Raw genomic sequence first — 23,672 nt, forward strand, 5'->3', positions numbered from 1 at the left:
GGTATAACGGATTTCCTTGGCTTAAACGATAAAAACAAGATAAAAGACATAGAGATATCTCTATGCCTTTCGCCCTCTAAATAACATTATTCTTCTTTAGAGGAGCCTGATTTAGTTGTCACATCTTTAATCAGTGGATTGGCACCTTTTGTTGCCATAAATCCATTAATTAAATCTTGGACTTCCGGATTTTTTAATAAAGAAGCAATATCGAGTTTTTTATCTTGTTGAGTGCGGTTAATCAGTTTTTCAACGTTCTCTTTGGCAAAACTGCTTTTATCCATAAAACCATCTACCGCTTTACCTAAGCTTAATGCTTTAGAGAAGGTATTAAAGAAGTTGCCATCACCGCCCACAATTTCAATATTGGTTTTGCTCAGTGCAGCTGCCAATACATCGGCTTGTTCGCGTGCAATTTCTTTGTTGGCTTCAATAGATGCCATCGCTTGTTCAAATTGTTTTTCAAGACTCATACGGAATTCTTCATGTGAACGCGCCGTATCACTGAGGTGATCCATAGATTTGAATTTATCTGTTAAACCATCAGCTTCAGCTTTTAAGCGTTGACGAATAACTTCAGCTTGTGCTGATCCTAATTGGCCTTCACCACGCGCCTGTGCTGCGAGTTTCTCTTCAAGAATTTTCGCATCAGCAAGGCCTAATTTCTCTTTTGCATTGGCTTGTTGTTCTTCACCACGCGCTTGAGCGGCTAATTTCTCTTCTAAGATTTTTGCTTCTGCAAGGCCTTGTTGTTGCTGGGCTTGTGCTTTCGCTTCCATCACTTGCGCTTCAGTTAAGCCTTTTTCTTTCATGCCACGTGCTTCTGCTAATAGTTTTTCAGCAGTGATGTTAGCCAATACAAGGCCTTCCTTCTCTTCGGCTTCTGCGGTTGCTTGGCGCACTCGAGCTTCGGCAAGACCTAATGCTGCATGCTCAGCTTCAATACCTTCCGCTAAACGTTTTTTCGCTTCTGATTGTTTTACCGAGGCTTCTAATTCAGCTTTTGCCATCGTGCTGATTTCTTCAGCTTTATGTTTAGCACTAGATTCATCAGCTTCGGCTCTTTTCACTTGGCGGACTAAAGACTCTTCTGCTTCTGCTTGTGCATTTATGATGGTGACTTGACGCATACGTTCAGCTTCTGAAACTTCGCGTACTTCTTTAATACGTTCTTCTTCTTGAGCAACCGTTTTTTCTACGGCGACACGTTCACGGATAACATTTGAGATATTTTTGCGTTCTTCTTCTAACGCTTTTTCTTTCTCAATACGTTGCAACTCAACTTCGCGTTCGCGAGCAACAATTTCTAATTCACGAGCACGATTAACTCGTTCTTGTTCAATGGTGACTGCACGAGTACGATTTTGTTGTGCAACTTCCACTTCACGCATACGGTTTTCTTCACGAATTTCAATCTCTTGTTGAGTCTGAATACGAGCTTGTTCTGCTTTTAAGCGCTCTTCTTCTTGTACACGCAGGGTTTCTGATGTTTCACGAGCACGAATATTATCGATTTCACGTTTTTGGCGTGCTTCTGCATCGGCTTGTTGGCGTTCTAAGGCCAGACTTGCTTCTCGGGTTTCCACGTTTTTCTTTTGAATAGCAAGTTCTTGATCACGCTCTTTTTGGTTAGTTTCAATATTATGAATAGCGGTAATTTCCGTGATTTTTCGGATACCTTCAGAGTCAAAAATATTGTTAGGATCAAGTGCAGATTTTGGTGTTTGTTCTAAATAGTCGATAGCAACGTCTTCTAATGCATAACCATTAAGATCTTTACCAATAACATCAACAATACGATCACGGAAATTCTGTCTATCTTCAAAAAGTTTCGACAGTTCAAACTGTTTACCTACTGTTTTTAATGCTTCTGAGAATTTAGCACTAAATAGAGTGCTGACTGCTTGATGATCAGACGCTCTATCAACACCAATGGCTTTTGCGACTTTTAATACGTCTTCAGTGGTTTCATTTACACGTAAATAAAATGCAACGGTAATATCAGCACGTAAGTTATCTTGGCAAATCAAACCATCTTTACCACGACGATCAACCTCTAACGTTAAAAGAGAAATACGCATAAACTCTTTTTTGTAGATAACTGGATAAACCAGCGCACCTGTAAAATGGACTTTAGGTTGTGAGGTCATGTCATTGACTATTAAGGCTGTACCTTGAGGCACTTTTATATAGAAAGCTTTAAATAATCCAAATAACCCTAAAATAATTAGAATTGCGAAGCCAACAATAGTTAAGAAAGGCATAACGAAAGCCAAATCCATACTTTTTTCTCCATAGGTTCAGACGATGCCGTCATTTTTTAATCGTATTTGTTTATTAACTTAATTACATTTCATCGAATGTGGATATCAGCGATGAAATTCATCTTCCGTTACGACTTGATAACTGTGAGTAGACGCGTCATAACTAATAATAATAACGTTGTCTCCTCGTTTAATATTCTCGTGTTCTGGTGCTCTAATTTGTAAAATTAAACCTGCACCCCCATCTTCTAAAAGGGCTTCACCTTTGTTTTCCGCGACATTCGCTGATCGTACTATGGCTAATTTGCCTATCAATTGGTGTACTGATTTAGGCTTATTACGTGATATGAGCTTTTTACGAATGGGTTTTAAACATACCGCAGTAAGATTAAGAGAAATAAAAGAGATAATGATTAATGCAATAAAGCCAACTAAATAATAAATAAAATCTGTTTCAATAGCGCTGATAATCCAATAGTTAGTAAAGTAACTGATAAACCAGCCTATAAGGGTAAAGAAGGTTAAAATAATCGTAACTGGGATACCCGCTAACCCTAATTTTGTTAACCAACCTGCGAAACCTGTTGCATCAACATCTAATTCACTATCAATATTAAATAAATCAATATCTAATAATCCAAAAGCAGCACAAAGCCAATAAAAAGAGATAATAATTAGTAATGCACTAAAAATAATGCTAGGAAAAGCTAGGCTATTTTGGAAAAACAAATTCATATAGAGTTCTCTTAATTTAAGAAGATGGTAATATCCTTGTCATATTAATATCGCTTATCATACTTTAATACGCTGAAAAAGCATGTAGTTATAATCACATTCTATATTTATTTTTTCATTTTATTTTTATGGAAGTTAATATAACTTATTTAGATAGTGATGAATAATATTCGGTATTATTGCGCATAAAATCAGATCATTCTCTAAAATAATAATAAAAACATTTTCATCTATTACATATCATTTCTTATAAAGTGAATAAGTGTTTTGTTATAAAAAATATAAATTTATTAAATAAAAACTCTATAACATTAAAAAAACGATACTAATTGTATTGTGTATTCCATGCATCACTATCGGCGCGATTAATGAACGAGTCCCTATTCTGATTTGGCAAAACACAACACCCACAACAAAAATAAGGATAAACGTAGTAATTGACTCATATTGAGTATGCATAGCGGCAAATAGAAGTGAAGAGATAATAATGGCAATCCATTTTCCTATATTGCCATACCACATGCCTGCATTTAGTAGAAAACCTCTAAAAATGACTTCTTCAGTAATGGGAGCAATAAAGATAACTGAGAGTGCAAATAAGAAGAAGGCAAAACCTGTAATAGATTCGATTTCTGTAACCCATGAATCATCTTCAGAGCCTAAAAATAAACTAATAAAATATAATCCCAATAAGGCTAAAAAAGGGGCTTTCAGTGAATTCCATTGAAGGTGGCCTAATGGCATTAATTTAATCTTTTTTTGATAAGCAATCCAAATAATCAAGCAGTAGGGGAGGTAAATAAAAAAACTGATTAATGAGATGATATAAGGCGATTGAAACAATGTAGCAGGGGCTGGGGTGAGCAAGAGACTAAATGAGGAAAAAAAGTAGCCTATAAAGGCAAATACACAGATGACTGAATGGTAAACTCGATCTTTGGGAAATTCCATTTTTGTTTGTCCTTGTATGGGAGGCATCATTTAATTTTACAGAATATTGATTACAATGTTCAAATGTTCAAATGATTAAATCATTAATCAATTTAAATATACAAAGTGACCTTATTATTTTGATTAATGAACGATTAGAGGAAATATACTATGCAAGTATAAATATACTTAGATTAAATTCTTGATAAAAGGGTTGAAAATGGCAAACATTATTTATTTGACAATAAAAATTAAAAACAAGGGTTAATTTCATCAGGGTGTTCAACACAAGAATCTATTGGTAACCTTTGTCAAAATGGGAAGGAAGATAAAATATATATTTATGAATTAAATCATTCACTTTCAAGAGCTCAAAATGCCAGTCATTTCCCCATAATGATAAAAAAACCTTTAGATAAATCAACACCATTATTAGGAATGGCTATTTCTAATAATGAAGATTTTGGTGTGAACCCATTCTTTAACATTAAGCCTTCAATTCCATTTTTCATAATCTACCTTCCTTATTCTCATATGAGGCAAATATATCTGGACTAGCATATTATTAATAGTGTTGTATTTATTTTGATCTACTTTCTAACAGATAGGAATGAGGTAGGTAGAAAAGGGAAAAGGTGATGAAGTGTATTTGTTAATCACAACAACTAGCTTAGTCTATAAAAGCAAAAAACCAGCCCTAAGGCTGGTTTTTCTAAAGATGGTGCCCGAACTCGGAATCGAACCAAGGACACGGGGATTTTCAATCCCCTGCTCTACCGACTGAGCTATTCGGGCTAACGAGGCGCATTAAACCGTATTCAGCGGGATGCGTCAACGTCTTTTTAATAAAAAATACAAAAATAAGTTTGTTTGCTTTCTTTTTATTCTATTTGAGTTTAAATTTTCATCATAAGCGATTTTTTAGTAAAAAATGCTTAAATAACAATCAGTAAAGATATTCACTTTTTTGTATATCGAAGAGAAAACTTTCTCTTTTTTTGATGATTAAATTGTTTTTTGCTACTCAGCAGAGAAAAATTGAGTACAAACGAAAAAATAGACCGTTTTTCTTGTTTTCCTGCACTTATAACTAACTTAATGCACCATTTTTTCGGCATTGAGCAATCTTAAGAATATCCTCTGCCAATAATTTTGCTGTAATAATATCATCAGCATGATGATTGACCATTAAACGGCTTAAACAGCCTTCTAAGATGAGTTCCATTTGTTTAGCAACTAACTCACTGTCTTCGATATCAAGCTCGCGTAGTAGCGTTCTAGAGTAATCAAATGAGCTCTGTTTTTGACGTTGGCTTAATTGGTGGATTTGAGAGTGTTCATCAGGGTATGCACTACATGCTGCAACGAATAAACAACCAGGAAAACGGTTTTTCTCTAAACGTATAGTGAGCTGATCATAACGAGCCAGTAACTTTTGTTCGATCGTCAGTTCTTCATCTAGCATAACTTGGCGTTGCCAAATATCTATTTGTTGCCCGTGATGGCGAAGACAATCAAAAATTAAGGCATCTCTATCAGGCCAAAATGGGTGAAGTTGAGATTCATTAATACCCGAGTCCTGAAGAAGCTCTGGTAAAGTCGCCGCTAAGCCATATTGCTCTAGCTGGATAAGTACGTGGTCTAATAACGCTTCACGTTGCACGGAAATCTCCTTAAATCACGTTGTCGCGAAAACATCATAATTAGCAGACTTTAACTAAAAATGAAAGCAAGAGGCGACCGGGTAAAATGAAAATACCCCATCTTGTGATAGGGTATTTTTTTGTTTTTTTATTTCTTGTAAGCGCTAGGCGCTTTTTTGCAATGTTTTAATTTTTTACTTCAAACTACAGGATCATACCGCCGAAGAGGAAACCAAATCCGACAGCTAATACCACACCAATTGTACCAGGGATAAAGAATGGGTGGTTGAAGACTAATTTACCGATACGGGTTGTACCTGTGTCATCCATTTGAACTGCCGCAACCAGTGTTGGGTAAGTTGGCAGGATGAACAGACCAGAAACCGCAGAGAAAGATGCAATTGCAGTTAATGGAGATACACCTAGCGCTAAAGCCATTGGCATTAATGCTTTTGCTGTTGCCGCTTGTGAATATAACAGTGCAGAACAGAAGAAGAAGATAACGGCTAATAACCAAGGATGGCCAGTGATCAAATCACCCGCAGTCAGTTTGATCCAATCAATGTTACTTGAAACGAAAGTATCACCTAACCATGCAACACCCAGAATACAGATACATGCACTCATACCTGCTTTAAAAGTACTTGAGTTGAGGATGGTATCAGTTTTAACTTTACAGAAAACAGTGATAAGCGTTGCAACACTCAGCATGATGATAAGAATAGCGTTAGTGGTGTTCATTAACGGTTCTTTCACGATACCTAAGCTTGGGCTGTTGATGATTGCATAAGTAACAACACAGACAACACCCAGTAAGAACAGCATTACAGATGATTTAGCACCTGGTAATGTTTCTCTACGTTCTTGGCTACCACGTAACTCAACCAGACCTTGTTCTAAACGCTCACGATAGACAGCATCATCAGATAGTTTTGAGTTAAATACCCAAGATACGATGAATGACATCAGGATGATTGCTAGGAAGGTTGCTGGTAATAAGATAGATAACAGTGTGATATAGCTTACTGTATTACCTTCACCGACCATTGCTGGGTTTTCCATGACTGATGCCATGTACACAACTGCAGCAGAGATAGGAGATGCAGTAATACCGATTTGAGCTGCAACAACACCTGTTGATAAAGGACGGCAAGGCTTAATGCCTTGTTCTTTTGCAACTTCTGCAATAACTGGCAGTGTTGCTAAAGAGATGTTCCCTGTACCTGCAAATAGAGTTAAGAAATAAGTCACAATTGGCGCAAGAATTGTGATGTATTTTGGATTACGTCTTAACAGTTTTTCAGTTTGCCCAACAAGGTAATCCAAACCACCAGCAACCTGCATCGCAGAGATTGCGGCAATAACAGCCATAATGATGGAGATAACATCAAAAGGGATTGAACCAGGTTTAACACCGATAGCAGCTAAAACTAAAACCCCTAAACCACCGGCAAACCCGATACCAATTCCCCCAAGTCTCGCACCGAGGAAAATGGCCAGCAGAACGATAATCAATTCTACGGCTAACATAGCGTTTACTCCTTGAGATAATTAAAAAAATGAGAAAGATAAGTTAAATTTTTGTTTTTACAATCAAGTAAAAAGGCACGCCTCTTAAAGAGTTCGTGCCTTGTATTTTTAAGAGCTCATTCTTATGTTTAACAGTGTCATGTTATAAAACACAATTATTAATCATCGAAGCGTTTTGCTTTGTAAGCCGGGTTTTTTAAGTTCTCGATAGAGAAGATATCATCCAGTTGTTCTTCGGTTAATAAACCGCGTTCTAGAACAACTTCACGTACGCTCTTACCAGTTTCTGCACAAATCTTACCAACGATGTCGCCGTTATGGTGACCAATGAATGGGTTCAGATAAGTAACGATACCGATTGAGCTAAATACGAAGTGTTCACAGATTTCTTTATTCGCAGTGATACCATCAACACATTTTTCTACTAAGTTACGGCAAGCGTTGCTTAACAGAGCGATTGATTCGAACATTGCTTGGCCGATAGCTGGTTCCATTACGTTTAATTGTAATTGACCTGCTTCAGCAGCCATAGTTACACAAGTGTCATTACCGATAACTTTAAAGCAAGCTTGGTTAACAACTTCTGGAATAACTGGGTTTACTTTAGCTGGCATAATTGAAGAACCTGCTTGTAGTTCTGGAAGATTGATTTCTTTCAGACCAGCACGAGGACCAGAAGACAGTAAACGTAAGTCATTACAGATTTTAGACATTTTCACAGCTAAGCGTTTTAATGCGCCGTGAACCATTACATAAGCACCACAGTCAGAAGTTGCTTCAATTAAGTCTTCTGCTGGAACACAAGCTAAACCAGTGACTTCTGCCAGTTTTTCAACAGACAGTTTTTGGTAACCAGGAGCTGTGTTCAGACCAGTACCGATAGCTGTTGCACCTAAGTTCATTTCTAACAGTAACTCAGCAGTGCGTTTCAGGTTTTTGATTTCTTCTTTCATCAGTACAGAGAAAGCATGGAATTCTTGACCTAAAGTCATTGGTACAGCATCTTGTAATTGAGTACGACCCATTTTCAGGATGTCTTTGAACTCAACTGCTTTTCTATCAAAACCAGCTTTCAGCAGTTCGATAGATTCAGTTAATTTGATAACAGAGTTATAAACCGCTACACGGAAACCACAAGGATAAGCGTCGTTTGTTGATTGGCTCTTATTGACGTGGTCATTCGGGTTCAGGTATTGGTATTCACCTTTTTGGTGGCCCATTAATTCCAGACCGATGTTTGCGATAACTTCATTGGTATTCATATTTAATGAAGTACCAGCACCGCCTTGGAATACATCAACTGGGAATTGATCCATGTGTTTACCTGTTTCTAATACTACGTCACAGGCTTTGATAATCGTATCAGCGATTTCACGAGGAATAGTGTGAAGTTCTTTGTTTGCTAATGCAGCAGCTTTTTTCACCATTACCATACCGCGGATGAATTCTGGAACATCATTGATGGTACGATCACTGATGTAGAAGTTTTCAATTGCACGTAAAGTGTGGACGCCATAATAAGCATCAGCAGGAACTTCTCTTTTACCTAACAGGTCTTCTTCGATACGAGTTTTATTTGACATGAGAACCTTCTTATTAAAATTTTAACTGTCTAGTTATGCGCTTGTTAATAAAATATATCGTTAACGGTTAATAATGTAATATAACTTACCGTTTTGCTTGGTACTGACACGATCATATTCGGGTTGTGAACAAATACCTTTAAGCTGGATCACTTTATACGTAAATAACGTCTAAATATTTTCTTTTTGTGATCTATCTCATGGATTTTACAGTTCTACTTCTCTTTTTAACGCCCCTTGAAAAGGAGTGTTAGGCTCCCCATTATTATGTAGATAAACTAAGAAAAAGCGAGTTCGTAAACCATCACCTTAGATGTAGTTCACACTCCTTTCTATTAATAATATGAATCTTTTTTTTATAAAAAGGAGAACCAAGTGCGTTGGCTCCCATTAATTGTTATTTGTCTTCTTATCTATATAGAAGCTGTGATTTTCGTCAATGTAGCATCTTCGATTGGCGTACTTACAACACTATTCCTTGTGGTGCTGACTTCTTGTGTTGGTGTCTCATTGGTAAAAAATCAGGGCGTAAAAAATATTGCTTCAATGCAGCAAAAACTTGCAGTGGGTGAAGTGCCTGCTGCTGAAATGGTGAAAAGCGTTTCGTTAATACTGGCGGGTATTTTATTGTTGATCCCCGGTTTCTTTACGGACTTCTTAGGTTTACTGTTGTTACTGCCACCATTACAAGCACTGTTAGTGACAAAATTAATTTCTCGTATTCGTGTTTATTCAGGCAATCATGGACAAAGTGGATTTTCTTCTGGTCAAAATGGCGCCACCTTTGAAGGTGAGTATCAGCGCAAAGAAGATTCACCGAGTAACCAACTGAATAATAAGGGTGAAGATCAGGATAACGACCATTTTTCTGATAAAAAATAATTAGCCCAAAGCATAATCGACTAAAAAGGGGAAAATTTGAAAAAAAAACACACTTCTCCCCTTGAAGTTTTACCGGATGCCCCCACCTGTATCGTCATGGTACTGGTTCATCTTAGGCACTGGTATCAACCTTAATCCTGATATGGACTTTTTTATAGGAGCACTATTAATGAAGATTCGTCCATTACATGACCGTGTTATTGTTAAACGTAAAGAAGTCGAAGCTAAATCAGCAGGCGGTATCGTCCTTACTGGCACCGCGGCGGGTAAATCTACTCGTGGCGAAATTTTAGCCGTAGGTCAAGGCCGTATTATGGAAAACGGCGACGTTAAACCACTGGATGTTAAAGTTGGCGATATCGTAATTTTTAACGACGGTTATGGCGTTAAAACAGAAAAAATTGATAACGAAGACGTGCTTATCATGTCTGAAAGCGACATTTTAGCAATTGTAGAAGAATAATTTTTCTCTTTTAAGATCTTCTTAAACTGAACGAATTCAAAGGAAATATACGATGGCAGCTAAAGACGTCAAATTCGGTGTAGATGCTCGTAATAAAATGTTACGTGGTGTTAATGTTCTTGCAGATGCAGTTAAAGTAACTTTAGGCCCTAAAGGTCGTAACGTTGTTTTAGATAAATCTTTCGGTGCACCTGTTATTACTAAAGATGGTGTATCTGTAGCACGCGAAATTGAACTCGAAGATAAATTCGAGAACATGGGTGCGCAGATGGTGAAAGAAGTCGCTTCTAAAGCCAATGATGCGGCAGGTGATGGTACTACAACTGCAACAGTATTAGCACAATCAATCATTGCCGAAGGCTTAAAAGCAGTTGCCGCAGGCATGAACCCAATGGATCTGAAACGTGGTATCGACAAAGCAGTTATTGCTGCTGTCGAAGAACTGAAAAAACTGTCTGTTCCATGTTCAGATACTAAAGCAATTGCTCAAGTTGGTACCATTTCAGCGAACTCTGATGAAACCGTTGGTACTCTGATCGCGCAGGCGATGGACAAAGTTGGTAAAGAAGGCGTTATCACTGTTGAAGAAGGTACTGGCTTAGAAGACGAGCTAGATGTTGTTGAAGGTATGCAGTTTGACCGCGGTTACCTGTCTCCTTACTTCATCAACAAACCTGAAACAGGTACTGCAGAATTAGAAAACCCATTCATTCTGTTAGTTGATAAAAAAGTATCAAATATCCGTGAATTACTACCTGTTTTAGAAGGTGTTGCTAAAGCTAACAAACCTCTGCTTATCATTGCAGAAGATGTTGAAGGCGAAGCACTAGCAACCTTAGTTGTGAACAACATGCGTGGTATCGTTAAAGTTGCTGCGGTTAAAGCACCTGGTTTTGGTGATCGCCGTAAAGCAATGCTGCAAGATATCGCAACGTTAACTAACGGTGCTGTTATTTCTGAAGAAATCGGCATGGAGTTAGAAAAAGCAACGTTAGAAGACTTAGGTCAAGCAAAACGTGTTGTTATCAACAAAGACACTACTACAATCATTGATGGTTTAGGTGACCAAGACGCAATCAGCGGTCGTGTAGCTCAAATCCGTCAACAAATCGAAGATGCAACTTCAGATTATGACCGTGAAAAATTACAAGAACGCGTTGCTAAATTAGCTGGCGGTGTTGCAGTAATTAAAGTCGGTGCAGCAACTGAAGTTGAAATGAAAGAAAAACGTGCTCGTGTTGACGATGCTCTGCATGCAACTCGCGCAGCAGTTGAAGAAGGCGTTGTTGCTGGTGGTGGTACTGCACTGGTTCGTGTTGCTAACGCTCTGCGTGAGATGGTTGGTGATAACGAAGAACAAACAGTAGGTATCCGCGTTGCATTACGTGCAATGGAATCTCCAATGCGTCAAATCGTTGCTAACGCAGGTGAAGAACCATCTGTTGTTGTAAACAACGTGAAAGCGGGTGAAGGTAACTACGGTTATAACGCTGCAACTGATGCTTACGGCGATATGATTGATATGGGTATCTTAGATCCAACTAAAGTGACTCGTTCTGCATTACAATTTGCTGCATCTATCGCAGGTCTGATGATCACAACAGAAGCGATGATCACCGATTCACCTAAAGACGACAAAATGGATTTAGGTGGCGCTGGTGGTATGGGCGGCATGGGTGGAATGGGCGGCATGATGTAATTCATCAGCTTACCGTTTTACAAGAAAACCCGAGCTTAGGCTCGGGTTTTTTTATGTCAGCGATAAATAAAAATCAACGATATGGTTAATGGTTAGGTTATTTTGCTTAACATCTCTGATTTAGGAATTATCAGATAATTCATTTTTTATATAATTAGAAACAACTTATTTCTTTACAACTAGACAACAGATCGTTTTTACTGCACCGCTTAAAAAATATTAAATAAATTGGGGTGTTCACCATGTCTGTCGTCGCAATTGTACTCATCTTTCTTTTTGCCGTGATTGTGAGTGTGTTTATCTCACGATTACTGTCAGAAAAAATTCCTCTGCCGTTGATCCAAATAGCTGTAGGAGCTTGTTTGTCGATCTTTGGCTTTGAAGTGGCGTTTGATCCACATCTTTTCTTGTTCCTCTTTATTCCTCCATTGCTGTTTTTAGATGGTTGGCGTATTCCCAAAGAAGCGTTGTTCCAAGAGATTAAACCGATTATGTCGTTAGCGATCGGTTTAGTGGTTGTCACCGTAATTGGCATGGGCTTTTTTATTCACTGGCTTATTCCTTCTGTTTCACTTGCGATTGCATTTGCTCTAGCGGCAATTTTGTCACCGACCGATCCTGTTTCAGTCTCAGCTATGACTGTAAATTCGCCACTTCCTTCTCGTATGACGCATATTTTAGAAGGGGAATCGTTACTTAATGACGCAACTGGTTTAGTTTGTTTTAGCTTTGCGGTTGTTGCGGCATTAACGGGATCTTTTTCTATTGTTTCAGCCACAGGACAGTTTTTAGTTGTGGCTTTAGGCGGGGCGGCAATTGGTCTAATTGTTGCGGGTATTATTGGGCGGTTAAATCAGTTTTTGGTGAGACGCACAGGTGAAGATCCGGCTATCCAAATCTTGATTAGCTTACTGATGCCATTTTTTGCTTATTTATTGGCGGAGCATGTTCATGTGTCAGGTATTCTTGCTGCTGTTGTTGCCGGTATTGCAATGCACTACGAGAAAATTGTGGGTCGTATGCAAGCTGCAACACGTATGCAAAGTAAGGCTGTGTGGGATACGGTTCAAGTTGCGCTTAATGGAATGATCTTTATTTTATTAGGTGAACAACTTCCGGCAATGTGGAAAATTTTACCTGAAGTGACACAATCTGCTGGGGCTACTAATCCTTGGGCTGTATTAGGTTATATTATTGTTATTACAATAGCCCTTGCTGTGCTACGTTTTGCATGGGTATGGATCTCAATGTGGTTAACGGTATTCCGCTCACCGAATAAGCATTTATCACGTCATGATTTACGTTTGATGGCAATTATGGCAACTGCTGGGGTGAGAGGTGCAATTACATTAGCTGGTATTTTAACACTTCCTTTATTAATGACTGACGGCTCACCTTTCCCAACACGTGATCTGGCTATCTTTATTGCTATGGGCGTTATTCTTTGCTCATTATTAATCGCAACAATTGCATTGCCGATTTTAACTAAAGGGCTATCAGAAGATTTACCTTATGAAAATGATGAAATTCGTACACGCTTAGCTTTAAATGAAGCAGCAATTGCACATATCAATGAATTAATGAATCAACCTTGCGAAGACTTAGATGAAATGTCACTACGCAATGAGGCAGGTTCACATTTATTAGAAATTTATAGCCGTCGTCTTGATAGTGAAGATAGTGTGCAAGAAGGTGCACTTGATCTTAAACGCTTGTTTAGTATGGAGCGTAAATTATCTCGTAGTGCATTAAAGGTTGAACGTGATGCATTGCAACAACTGCGTAAATCACGTCATATTAGCGAGCATATTTTTCATCGTTTACGCCATGAATTAGATTTAAAAGAAGAAGCGCTGAATCATCATTTGAGTTAATTTAGGCCAATATTATCGTCAGGTGATTATTGATTGTCTGACGATTTTTAAAAAATGAACAAATAGTGTGTTCATTCTCGCACTGTGTAGGCTGAAAATAGGACAGATCATTTTAAAAGCATAAAAGCGGTGTAGAATAGAGGCATTGTTGCTTTGTCTATCTCAAAGCCGAATTTGTACGTTAAAATAAGTTTAAAGCGAAAATAATATCTTAAGGCTATTGGCTAATGTGAGATAGTAATAATGATTTATTTTTGCGCATAAGAGGGATGACAAGGTATATTGTTGTCTTGACTAAACGGACACTCAAATAAATGAGGGGATCATGCGAATTAAATTGTTATTGGGAGCTGCTGCAGCGTTGTTATTAGCAGGCTGTTCTGCAACAAACACATTAAGCACTGCTGGCTCACAGGTACAAATCACTGATACGCAACCAGGCAGTGAATGCCAATTATTAGGAACAGTGACAGGTGTTCAAAATAACTGGTTATCAGGTTCCCGTACTGAAAGCCAATCACTGCGAGGTGCTGCTAACGACTTACGTAATAAAGCAGCTGCAATGGGTGGTAACGTTATTTTTAATGTTGGTACTGGCGCAGGTAGCTTTGTTGATAGCTTTGCACCATTAGATAGCAAAATGAGTGGACAAGTTTATAAATGCCAATAAGGGCATTTAATTTATTCACTATTTATTAGTCTGCTAATAGATAAAAAAGCTGTAGTCACTTCATCTATTTGAATTGAGCTACAGCTTTTTTGTTTCTGTCATATTGATTATTGCTGGCGTAATCCAAGATCTAACAACGTTTTACTTGGTTCTCCACCAATTTCACGCGTGAGTTTAGGTACCATATAACCTGATACTAAACTCATAAGTCCTTTCATAATTTCTCTAGCTTCTCTGTCTGGCACCATAAAGTGGGTCGCGCCTTGTACTTTATCTAGAACATGCAAGTAATAAGGCATAACACCAGCATCAAATAAGGCGCGACTTAGCTCGGCGAGAATTTCAGCGCTGTCATTAATCCCCCGCAATAACACACCTTGATTTAATAAAGTCACATTGGCTTTTTTTAACTTTAAACACGCTTCTCTCAATGTATCATCAATTTCATTGGCGTGATTGATATGCAGTACCATGATATTTTGCAAACGTGATTGTTGTAAGCGCTGACATAGCGCATCAGTGACGCGAGCAGGAATAACCACAGGTAGGCGAGAGTGGATGCGTAAACGCTTAAGATGAGGGATTGCTTCTAGTTGTGTTATTAACCAATCAAGTTCATCATCTTTTGCCATAAGAGGATCGCCCCCAGAGAAGATGATTTCATCGAGTTTTGGGTTATTTTTGATATACTCTATTGCCTTGTGCCAATTTGCCTTGTTTCCTTTGTTATCTTCATAAGGAAAATGACGACGAAAACAGTAGCGGCAATTGACAGCGCAACCACCTTTGACCAGAAGCAATGCACGATTCTGATATTTATGTAATAAACCTGGCACCGCATTTTGTTGCTCATCTAACGGGTCCGTAGAAAATCCCGGTGTTATGGTAAATTCAGCATTTGCAGTTAATACTTGTAAAAGTAATGGATCGTTAGGATCGCCTTTTTTCATGCGTGCAACGAATTCACGGGGAACCCGTAGCGGAAAAAGCCGTCGCGCCTGAGCCCCTTTTTGGAGATCAGCGTGATGTTCCAATGCTAAAAGTTGGAGTAATTCAACAGGATCACTGATTGCCTGCGCGAGTTGTGTTAACCAGACTTCTCTGGTGGGGTGATTATGAGTTACAATGTGTGCCATTTTTTGGCTATGCCATTTTAAATTAAAAAAGTTAGAGGATATTCATGGCTTCTTATAATACCAACGATTTTCGTTCAGGTCTTAAAATCATGTTAGATGGCGAGCCAGCCGTCATTACTGAATGTGAATTTGTTAAACCAGGTAAAGGTCAGGCATTTGCTCGTGTACGTCTGCGTAAACTGATCTCTAACAAATTACTAGAAAAAACATTTAAATCTACTGATTCAGCAGAAGGTGCTGATGTCATGGATATCAACTTAACTTACCTGTACAACGACGGTGAGTTTTGGCATTTCATGAACAACGAAACTTTTGAGCAATTAGCTGCAGACGAAAAAGCTGTTGGTGATAATGCTAAATGGTTGATCGACCAAGCTGAGTGTATCGTAACTCTGTGGGATAATCGTCCTATCGCTGTTATTCCACCAAACTTTGTTGAATTAGAAATCGTTGATACTGATCCAGGCCTGAAAGGTGACACCGCAGGTACAGGTGGTAAACCAGCAACATTAAGTACAGGTGCAGTCGTTAAAGTACCACTGTTTGTACAAATTGGTGAAGTCATCAAAGTTGATACTCGTTCAGGCGAATACGTATCACGCGTAAAATAATCGTGTAGATTATTTTACTGAGAGTAACGTTAAGTACAATAATTAATTACCGCAGATAATGTTAACTATCTGCGGTATTTTTTTATTTTTAATTTATAATAATTGAATAAACTATACTATTTTCTTTCTAAAAAATTGATTAATTTGTATTACTGCATTATTTAATTTTTTATGTTATTATTTTGTTCATAATTTATTTATCCCTTTATTATATTTAGAATGCCAAAAATGAATGCTCTATTCAATATTGGAATTGGTAAAAAATAACCATTTTCTTAGAATGAGTGTGTAGGTTGTTTTGGTAAAGATTATCCACAGCAATATTTACTTTAAGTTTTTTGACTTTCCTTTAAGAGATATTGAAGAGTATAGATAAAAACATTAATCCTGTAATATTATTGATCTTTATTTTATATTTTAGTTGTACTAGGGAAACCCTTTCAATATAGACATTTACTTTGATATATCTCTTTTATTTTTTTATTAATTCAATTTATAACGTAATAAAATTAACTTATTTTATAGGTTAATTAACTTCTTTATAGAATTAATTTCCATTCTTTATTTCTTCTTTTTTTGTAAAATCCCCATACTTAAACACAAATAATAGAATTTTAATCTATACTTTATTTAGGTTAAATATAAATAATAGCCTTTGAGTTTATTTTAAATTTAAATGTTATCAATGAGTTATATTTACCAGTAGTACTTGAGTTAATTTAGGAGGCTATATGGAAAATAGAACGATTATTATGGGAGCAGATCCTTCAGGATTTGAGCTTAAAAATACGATTAAATCTTATTTGTCAGAAAAAAATTACACAATAAAAGATCTCACAGAATCAGGCCCTATTGGCTATTGTGATGTGGGCGATAAAGTTGGTTCGATTGTTTCTGAACACCCTGAATATATTGGCTTTGTTTTCTGTGGTACAGGAATGGGTGTGAGTATTAGTGCGAATAAACATAAAAATGTTTATTGTGGTGTGTGTGAAAGTATCACGACAGCTCGTTTTTGTAAGGTAATTAATAACTGTAATATGATGGCAATGGGTGGCTTATTAATAACACCTTTTAAAGCTAAAATGATGGTTGATGCCTATTTATCAGCAACCTTTACAGAAGGTTTTTCTGAAGCAACACCTGAAGATTTACAATCTGGCTTAAATTCAATGAGACAAATAGAAAAGAAAATTTATAAGATTTAAGTCATTCTTATTATTCACTTTTATAAGCCTGAATTATCAGGCTTATTTTTTATTTAAGTGATATATTTTGCTTATTAAATAGATAAAGGTTTAGTATCTATACTAGATAATAAATAAAGTATTTTATGACCTAACAATAAATTAAAAAGTAGGTGAACAATGGAACATCAACACTCTGACGCAGTAAATGCCCCATTACGTATTACCTCTAAAACCCGTGATGTTGGAGGGATTGAAACTTATCGTGCTTTACCTGATAAAAAACAACGCTTAATTGGACCTTGGTGTTTTCTCGACCATTTAGGCCCCACCGTTTTTAATGATACTGTCGATAAATTAGCTATTTCGCCACATCCCCATATTGGCTTGCAAACTTTTACTTGGATGTTAGAAGGCGAAATTTTACATCGTGATAGCTTAGGTTTTCAGCAAGTTATTCGACCTCAACAAGTGAATTTAATGACAGCCGGTCACGGTATTAGCCATTCAGAAGATAGTCACGGTGATAAAAAAGAAGTTCATCTGGCACAATTATGGATAGTACTACCAAACGATAAAAGAAATATGCCACCGCGCTTTGATCACTATCCTGATCTGCCTAAATGGCAAGCCGATGGCGCTGACTTCACGTTACTCATCGGTGATTATCAAAACCACAGCTCTCCCGTATTATGTTTATTACCCATGGTTGGCATGGATATTATGTCAAAACATGCTACTCGCATTCCTTTATCATTAAATCCTAAATACGAATATGGGCTTTTTGTTTTAACGGGAGAAATGACAATAGAAGGGGAACGCTTTGCTGCGAATGAACTTGCTTATATTGGGATACAAAACGCTGAGTCATTAACAATTGAACTCAGTGACAATGCACAAATTCTTTTCTTAGGTGGCGAACCTTTAAATGAAAAAATTTTGATGTGGTGGAATTTTATTGGTCGTAGCAAAGAAGAAATTCAACAAGCAATCACCGATTGGAATGCAGGCAGTGAGCGTTTTGGTAAAGTGGTTAATGATGAAAGAACACCTCTGGTATCTCCTTTAATGCCTTAATCTTATGTTATAAAAGAAAACATTAATATTACGTGTTTAAAGTTAGCTGAGTTATCTAAAGATAATTCAGCTATTTTTTTCTTTGTGTTTCGCCATTTTTGATACCTAATCATAGTGACGACGAAATTGTTGTTTAGAACTCACCACTCACTGTCAACGTCATAATTGTCGACACGTCATTTTTTATTTTCATTTTATTTTTTAATTCATTGATTTTAAATGTAAATAAAATAAATCCCCTCTTGGCACGAAATATGCTTCATCTAAAGAAAAATTGACGACAGTCATGCTGTTAAACGTTTTTCTCGGAGGATGTGGCGAATGAATCGCTTTGTAATTGCAGAGCCACAACGATGCATAGGGTGTAATACCTGTATGGCAGCTTGTTCGGAAGTTCATCAAGCTGTGGGATTACAGGCGCACCCGCGTCTTACAGTGGTAAAAGTGGAGGATCAGACAGCCCCGATGCTTTGTCGGCACTGTGAGGATGCTCCTTGTGCTCGCGTGTGCCCAGTCAATGCCATTACTCATGAAGATAATATGATCTTTCTTAATGAGAGCCTGTGTATTGGCTGTAAGTTATGTGGTCTGGTTTGTCCCTTTGGGGCAATTACACCATCAGGTAGCAAACCCGTTAACTTACCAGCTGTCTTTGAACATTTTGTTCCTGAAGAAATGTTGGCCGATGTGCCAGCAAGTCTTCCAACCACCAACCCATTTCTTGCGTGGAATGTGGGTATTCGTGCAATTGCAGTGAAATGTGATTTGTGTGCTTTCTCTGATGAAGGTCCTGCTTGTGTCAAGGTGTGTCCGACAGATGCATTGCATTTAGTTGAAGAAGACAAACTTGAAGAGCAGATGAAAACGCGTCGCTTAGATTCTGTGATGGAACCTATTACGAGTCTTGACGATTTATCTACTTTGACACAGGAGCGGAAGTAATATGGAACCTCTTCAGTTACTGCTGTGGTCAGTCATCCTGTATGTTGTTGGTGGCGTTATTGCACTGTTTTTAAAGAAACAGGAAGGATTGGCAATCCTTATTTCAGGGATCAGCGCAATCATCGGCGGTGTATTAGGTGTTTTAAGTGCATTACCGGTTATTTTGGGTGGTGAAATCGCCACTTTTACCGCGGCAGGCCCATTTGAATTTGCAGCCTTCGTGGTACGCATGGATATGTTAGGCGCCTTTATGGTGTTCGTCATTTCATTATTGGTCAGTGTGTGTGCGCTTTATTCTCTTGCTTATGTGCAAGAATATAAAGGACGTGGCGCTTGGAGCATGGGATTCTTTATGAATCTGTTTATTGCTTCTATGGTTGGCTTAGTGGTGATGGATAATGCGTTTTACTTTATTATCCTATTCGAAATGATGTCACTGGCTTCTTGGTTCTTAGTTATTGCTGACCAAGATGACGAATCTATTCACGCAGGTTTACTTTACTTCTTTATCGCTCACGCAGGCTCCGTGTTAATCATGATTGCCTTCTTCTTAATGTGGCGTGAAAGTGGTAGCCTTGATTTTGATTCATTCCGCCAGCTCTCTCTTTCTCCTGCAATGGCTTCTGTGGTGTTCTTACTGGGTTTCTTTGGTTTTGGTGCCAAAGCCGGTATGTTGCCATTACACAGTTGGTTACCAAAAGCTCACCCCGCAGCGCCTTCACACGCATCGGCATTAATGTCAGGTGTAATGGTTAAAATTGGTATCTTCGGGATAATCAAAGTCGGTATCGATTTATTAGGCGCTACAGAAATGTGGTGGGGCATTGTTGTTCTTGGGTTTGGTGCCGTTTCTTCTGTATTAGGTGTTATGTACGCCTTAGCAGAGCACGATTTAAAACGCTTACTCGCATGGCATACCGTTGAAAATATCGGCATCATTTTAATGGGTGTGGGTGTTGGCATGGTTGGTATGGCAACCGACCATCCTGTAATTGCTGCACTGGGTCTATTAGGGGCGTTATACCACTTATTAAACCATGCAGTGTTTAAAGGATTATTATTCTTAGGTGCAGGCGCCATCATTAACCAAATTCACACACGCGATATGGATAAGATGGGCGGATTGGCAAAATTAATGCCTTATACCGCAACAGCCTTTTTAATTGGTTGTATGTCCATTTCAGCTTTACCGCCACTAAACGGGTTTGTGAGTGAATGGTATACCTACCAATCGCTATTTTCGATGAGTTACGAAGGTAACTTTGTGATGCGCTTAAGTGGTCCTATCGCCATTATTATGCTGGCAATTACGGGTGCATTAGCGGCAATGTGTTTCGTTAAAGTCTATGGTGTTAGCTTCTGTGGTGGCCCGCGTAGCGAGCAAGCAACAAAAGCGAAAGAAGTGCCTTTACCAATGACGATTGCAATGGGTTTATTAGCACTTTTCTGTGTTGTGTTAGGTGTTGGGGCGGCTTTTGTTGCACCAATTATTGCAAACATTGCAATGTCACTTAGCGAAACCAGTGCATTAACTGTGACTCAAGGCGCAATGCTTGTTCCTGATACCGCATCACAAGCAATGTTCTCTCCAGCATTAACATTTGTTTTATTAATTGCCTTACCGCTTATCCCATTCCTGATTTATCTTGGCCTGAAAGGCAATCAACCTGCGTTTCGTCGTAAAGGTAATCCTTGGGCGTGTGGTTATGTATGGGAAAAAGACATGGCGGTGTCAGCAGGTGGCTTTACTCAAGCACTACGTAGCATGTTTGCACCACTTTATCGTATGCGTAAACAGCTTGATCCATCTCCATTGCTGTCTCGTGGTTTTAATAAAACACAGCTCGGTGCTGAAAAGGTCGAACCATTCTGGGATGAACGCATTATTTATCCTCTGGTTCGTGGGATCCAACGATTTGCAAAACGTATCCAATGCCTACAAGGCGGGGATTTTAGGCTTTACTGTCTATACGTTGTTGCAGCGCTGGTCATCTTGCTTTTAGTCATCGCAGCGTAAGGAGAGGGACTTATGACTTTCCAAGAAGCACCTACGTTAATGATGGGAATATTCGCACTAATTCAAGCACTCTTTTTGCTGGCGATAACCCCGTTATGTACAGGTATTTCGCGCACAATTCGCGCCAAGATGCATTCGCGTCGAGGCCCTGGAATTTTGCAAGATTATCGAGATATCTTTAAGTTGTTTAAACGCCAATCAGTAGCACCTGAGCAATCTGGTGTGATCTTCCAAGTGATGCCGTATGTGTTACTTGGAAGTATGTTAGTGGTTGCCATGGCACTGCCTGTCTTTACTGCAACGTCACTGTTTGCGGGTGCAGCCGATCTTATCGCACTGATTTATTTGTTTGCACTTTATCGTTTCTTCTTCTCTTTATCTGGGCTGGATTCAGGAAGCCCATTTGCGGGTATTGGTGCTAGCCGTGAATTAACACTGGGTGTGTTAGTTGAGCCAATTTTAGTGTTATCACTGATTGTGGTGGCTTTAATTGTGGGTTCAACCAACGTTGGCACCATCAGTGCAACTCTGGCTCAAGGTTGGGTATCACCCACAGCAACACTGTTAGCCTTATTAGCTTGTGCTTTTGCGGCATTTATCGAAATGGGCAAAATGCCATTTGACGTTGCTGAAGCTGAACAAGAGTTACAAGAAGGACCATTAACTGAGTATTCAGGCTCTGGTTTTGCCATGGTGAAGCTGGGTCTTGGTTTAAAACAAGTTGTAGTGGCTGAACTGTTCTTAGCCATATTTATTCCTTTCGGCAAAGCAACAGAATTCACCTTTATTGCACTGTTTATAGCGTTAGTTTTAATGGCTGTGAAATTGTTAGTGGTGTTTGTATTAGCGTCATTGGTTGAAAACAGTTTAGCGCGTGGTCGCTTCCTGCTAACTCACCATGTGACATGGTTAGGATTCGGTGTTGCGGCACTGGCTCTTGTTTTCTATTTAACCGGTCTATAAGGAGCGATGATTACAATGGAAAATATAGCTCTTGCGACCTTACTCATCCCATTTGCGGGGGCGTTGATTACGTCCTTAATGCCAAATCGGATGGCGAAGTGGTTATGTACACTTTTCGCTTTATTAGCCACATTAGGAACAGTTGTTTTAGGTTGGCAGTTCCTCGCTGAAGGTAAAGTCGATACCACAATTACGCTAGTACAATATGGTGATGTTGCACTCTTTGGTTTTACCATTGACCGTGTTAGTACCTTGATTGCTTTCGCTGTTGTGTTCTTAGGGTTGTTAGTGAGTTTTTACTCTACTGGCTATCTGACTAACGGCAACCGTGAGCATCCACATGAGGGTACTCGTCGCTATTATGCCTTCTTGCTGATTTTTATTGGAGCAATGGCTGGTTTAGTCCTTTCATCAACTATTTTAGGTCAACTCCTGTTTTTCGAAATCACAGGGGGATGTTCTTGGGGATTAATCGGTTACTACCAATCTGAAAAATCACTCCGCTCAGCAATGAAAGCGTTGTTGATCACTCACATTGCTTCAATCGGTCTTTATCTCGCGGCAGCAACCTTATTTGTGAGTACGGGTACATTTGAATTAACTGCAATTGCAACCTTAGATGAGCCAACCAAACTGATTGTGTTTGGCGGTATCCTCTTTGCAGCTTGGGGTAAATCAGCTCAACTACCGCTACAAGCTTGGTTACCTGATGCGATGGAAGCTCCAACCCCTGTGAGTGCTTACTTACACGCAGCATCAATGGTGAAAGTTGGTGTTTATATCTTTGCTCGTGCCATTATGTCAGCAGGTGGTGATGTCCCTCATCTTATTGGTTGGGTGGGTATTACCATGGCGGTTATCACGTTGATTTATGGCTTTATGATGTATCTGCCACAAAAAGACATGAAACGTCTGTTAGCGTGGTCAACCATTACTCAGCTCTCTTATATCTTCCTCGCATTATCTATCTCTATCTTTGGACCGCGTGAAGCGTTTGAAGGCGGTATTGCTTATATCTTTAACCATGCCTTCGCTAAAAGTTTGTTCTTCTTAGTTGCTGGCGCATTGAGCTATAGCTGCGGTACTCGCATGTTGCCTCGCTTAAAAGGGCTAATTAATAAATATCCATTATTGGGTGTGGGTTTCTGTGTCGCCGCGTTGGCAATTGCAGGTGTTCCACCACTTAATGGCTTCTTTAGTAAATTCCCAATTTTTGCCGCGGGTTTTGAGTTGTCGAGTATTTTCTGGGTGATGACACCAATTATGGTGCTGGTGCTGATTGAATCTGTTGCTAGCTTCACTTGGTTTATCTACTGGTTTGGCCGTGTTGTACCGGGCAAGCCAAGTAAAGAAGTTGAGGAAGGACAACCTGTTCCTATGGCGATGCAAATTGTCATTGGAATACTGATTATTATGTCCTTTGCATCCAGTGTTATCGCAGTCACTTGGCTAGGATAAGGGAGATA

At 38.7% G+C, this 23,672-nt stretch carries 19 protein-coding genes, 1 tRNA gene and 1 pseudogene; 13 read left to right on the top strand and 8 right to left on the bottom strand.

Going from position 1 to position 23,672, the window contains the following annotated elements; translation table 11 throughout:
- Nucleotides 1–86 precede the first annotated feature (86 nt).
- From ABN256_RS10750 to ABN256_RS10760, 3 genes are all read right to left on the bottom strand, one after another.
- Nucleotides 87–2,282 (bottom strand): flotillin family protein, encoded by a 2,196-nt coding sequence (locus tag ABN256_RS10750; protein WP_115350246.1) that lies wholly within the window; start codon nucleotides 2,280–2,282, stop codon nucleotides 87–89.
- A gap of 87 nt (nucleotides 2,283–2,369) precedes the next feature.
- Nucleotides 2,370–2,999 (bottom strand): OB-fold-containig protein, encoded by a 630-nt coding sequence (locus tag ABN256_RS10755; RefSeq protein WP_196554493.1) that lies wholly within the window; start codon nucleotides 2,997–2,999, stop codon nucleotides 2,370–2,372.
- 303 nt (nucleotides 3,000–3,302) lie between these two features.
- Complete coding sequence (locus tag ABN256_RS10760; protein WP_196554492.1) at nucleotides 3,303–3,950, bottom strand: CPBP family intramembrane glutamic endopeptidase; 648 nt, start codon at nucleotides 3,948–3,950, stop codon at nucleotides 3,303–3,305.
- Between the two features lie 199 nt (nucleotides 3,951–4,149).
- On the opposite strand from ABN256_RS10760, the pseudogene tssD reads away from it, so the two are divergent.
- Nucleotides 4,150–4,388: pseudogene (gene tssD / locus ABN256_RS10765) on the top strand (type VI secretion system tube protein TssD); the annotation flags it as partial.
- 260 nt (nucleotides 4,389–4,648) lie between these two features.
- Here tssD and ABN256_RS10770 read toward each other — a convergent pair.
- The 4 genes from ABN256_RS10770 to aspA form a co-directional block, all read right to left on the bottom strand.
- A tRNA-Phe gene (locus ABN256_RS10770) sits at nucleotides 4,649–4,724 on the bottom strand.
- Nucleotides 4,725–5,019: 295 nt separating this feature from the next.
- A complete protein-coding gene (gene dicD, locus ABN256_RS10775; protein ID WP_196554491.1) occupies nucleotides 5,020–5,592 on the bottom strand; it encodes a division control transcriptional repressor DicD in 573 nt (190 codons plus the stop codon).
- A 184-nt stretch (nucleotides 5,593–5,776) separates the two neighbouring features.
- Nucleotides 5,777–7,102 (bottom strand): anaerobic C4-dicarboxylate transporter, encoded by a 1,326-nt coding sequence (locus ABN256_RS10780; RefSeq protein WP_072069058.1) that lies wholly within the window; start codon nucleotides 7,100–7,102, stop codon nucleotides 5,777–5,779.
- Nucleotides 7,103–7,260: 158 nt separating this feature from the next.
- On the bottom strand, nucleotides 7,261–8,685 hold the full coding sequence (aspA, locus tag ABN256_RS10785) for an aspartate ammonia-lyase (RefSeq protein WP_196554490.1): 1,425 nt from the start codon (nucleotides 8,683–8,685) through the stop codon (nucleotides 7,261–7,263).
- A 375-nt stretch (nucleotides 8,686–9,060) separates the two neighbouring features.
- Between aspA and ABN256_RS10790 the strand changes: the two genes are divergently transcribed.
- The 5 genes from ABN256_RS10790 (at nucleotide 9,061) to ABN256_RS10810 (ending at nucleotide 14,273) form a co-directional block, all read left to right on the top strand.
- On the top strand, nucleotides 9,061–9,567 hold the full coding sequence (locus tag ABN256_RS10790) for an FxsA family protein (RefSeq protein ID WP_196554489.1): 507 nt from the start codon (nucleotides 9,061–9,063) through the stop codon (nucleotides 9,565–9,567).
- 169 nt (nucleotides 9,568–9,736) lie between these two features.
- The gene (locus tag ABN256_RS10795) at nucleotides 9,737–10,030 is read left to right on the top strand and encodes a co-chaperone GroES (RefSeq protein WP_036914050.1); all 294 of its coding nucleotides are present in this window, start codon (nucleotides 9,737–9,739) and stop codon (nucleotides 10,028–10,030) included.
- Nucleotides 10,031–10,082: 52 nt separating this feature from the next.
- Nucleotides 10,083–11,729 carry a chaperonin GroEL gene (gene groL, locus ABN256_RS10800; RefSeq protein ID WP_196554488.1) on the top strand — a complete coding sequence of 549 codons (1,647 nt, stop codon included), beginning with the start codon at nucleotides 10,083–10,085 and terminating at the stop codon, nucleotides 11,727–11,729.
- A gap of 242 nt (nucleotides 11,730–11,971) precedes the next feature.
- Nucleotides 11,972–13,603 (top strand): Na+/H+ antiporter, encoded by a 1,632-nt coding sequence (locus ABN256_RS10805; protein WP_196554487.1) that lies wholly within the window; start codon nucleotides 11,972–11,974, stop codon nucleotides 13,601–13,603.
- Between the two features lie 325 nt (nucleotides 13,604–13,928).
- Nucleotides 13,929–14,273: a DUF4156 domain-containing protein gene (locus ABN256_RS10810; RefSeq protein ID WP_023582946.1), complete on the top strand. Its 345-nt coding sequence runs from the start codon at nucleotides 13,929–13,931 to the stop codon at nucleotides 14,271–14,273.
- A gap of 107 nt (nucleotides 14,274–14,380) precedes the next feature.
- Here the strand turns inward: ABN256_RS10810 and epmB are convergent, their stop codons facing one another.
- Nucleotides 14,381–15,409, bottom strand: coding sequence for an EF-P beta-lysylation protein EpmB (epmB, locus tag ABN256_RS10815; RefSeq protein WP_349439469.1), 1,029 nt, complete (start codon nucleotides 15,407–15,409; stop codon nucleotides 14,381–14,383).
- A gap of 44 nt (nucleotides 15,410–15,453) precedes the next feature.
- Here epmB and efp point away from each other — a divergent pair, with 44 nt between their 5' ends.
- The 7 genes from efp (at nucleotide 15,454) to ABN256_RS10850 (ending at nucleotide 23,664) form a co-directional block, all read left to right on the top strand.
- A complete protein-coding gene (gene efp / locus ABN256_RS10820; protein WP_006536168.1) occupies nucleotides 15,454–16,020 on the top strand; it encodes an elongation factor P in 567 nt (188 codons plus the stop codon).
- A 731-nt stretch (nucleotides 16,021–16,751) separates the two neighbouring features.
- Nucleotides 16,752–17,228 (top strand): RpiB/LacA/LacB family sugar-phosphate isomerase, encoded by a 477-nt coding sequence (locus ABN256_RS10825; RefSeq protein WP_072069044.1) that lies wholly within the window; start codon nucleotides 16,752–16,754, stop codon nucleotides 17,226–17,228.
- Nucleotides 17,229–17,387: 159 nt separating this feature from the next.
- Nucleotides 17,388–18,284 (top strand): pirin family protein, encoded by an 897-nt coding sequence (locus tag ABN256_RS10830; protein ID WP_072069040.1) that lies wholly within the window; start codon nucleotides 17,388–17,390, stop codon nucleotides 18,282–18,284.
- A 321-nt stretch (nucleotides 18,285–18,605) separates the two neighbouring features.
- Complete coding sequence (locus tag ABN256_RS10835) at nucleotides 18,606–19,226, top strand: 4Fe-4S dicluster domain-containing protein (protein WP_072069038.1); 621 nt, start codon at nucleotides 18,606–18,608, stop codon at nucleotides 19,224–19,226.
- A 1-nt stretch (nucleotide 19,227) separates the two neighbouring features.
- Nucleotides 19,228–21,243 carry a hydrogenase 4 subunit B gene (gene hyfB / locus ABN256_RS10840; RefSeq protein WP_115350239.1) on the top strand — a complete coding sequence of 672 codons (2,016 nt, stop codon included), beginning with the start codon at nucleotides 19,228–19,230 and terminating at the stop codon, nucleotides 21,241–21,243.
- A gap of 12 nt (nucleotides 21,244–21,255) precedes the next feature.
- Nucleotides 21,256–22,206 (top strand): respiratory chain complex I subunit 1 family protein, encoded by a 951-nt coding sequence (locus tag ABN256_RS10845; protein ID WP_072069036.1) that lies wholly within the window; start codon nucleotides 21,256–21,258, stop codon nucleotides 22,204–22,206.
- 6 nt (nucleotides 22,207–22,212) lie between these two features.
- Complete coding sequence (locus tag ABN256_RS10850) at nucleotides 22,213–23,664, top strand: hydrogenase 4 subunit D (RefSeq protein WP_349439470.1); 1,452 nt, start codon at nucleotides 22,213–22,215, stop codon at nucleotides 23,662–23,664.
- Nucleotides 23,665–23,672 lie beyond the last annotated feature (8 nt).

It is taken from the genome of Proteus sp. fly-1008 (genome assembly GCF_040140305.1).
Taxonomy (GTDB): Bacteria; Pseudomonadota; Gammaproteobacteria; order Enterobacterales; family Enterobacteriaceae; genus Proteus; species Proteus vulgaris_B.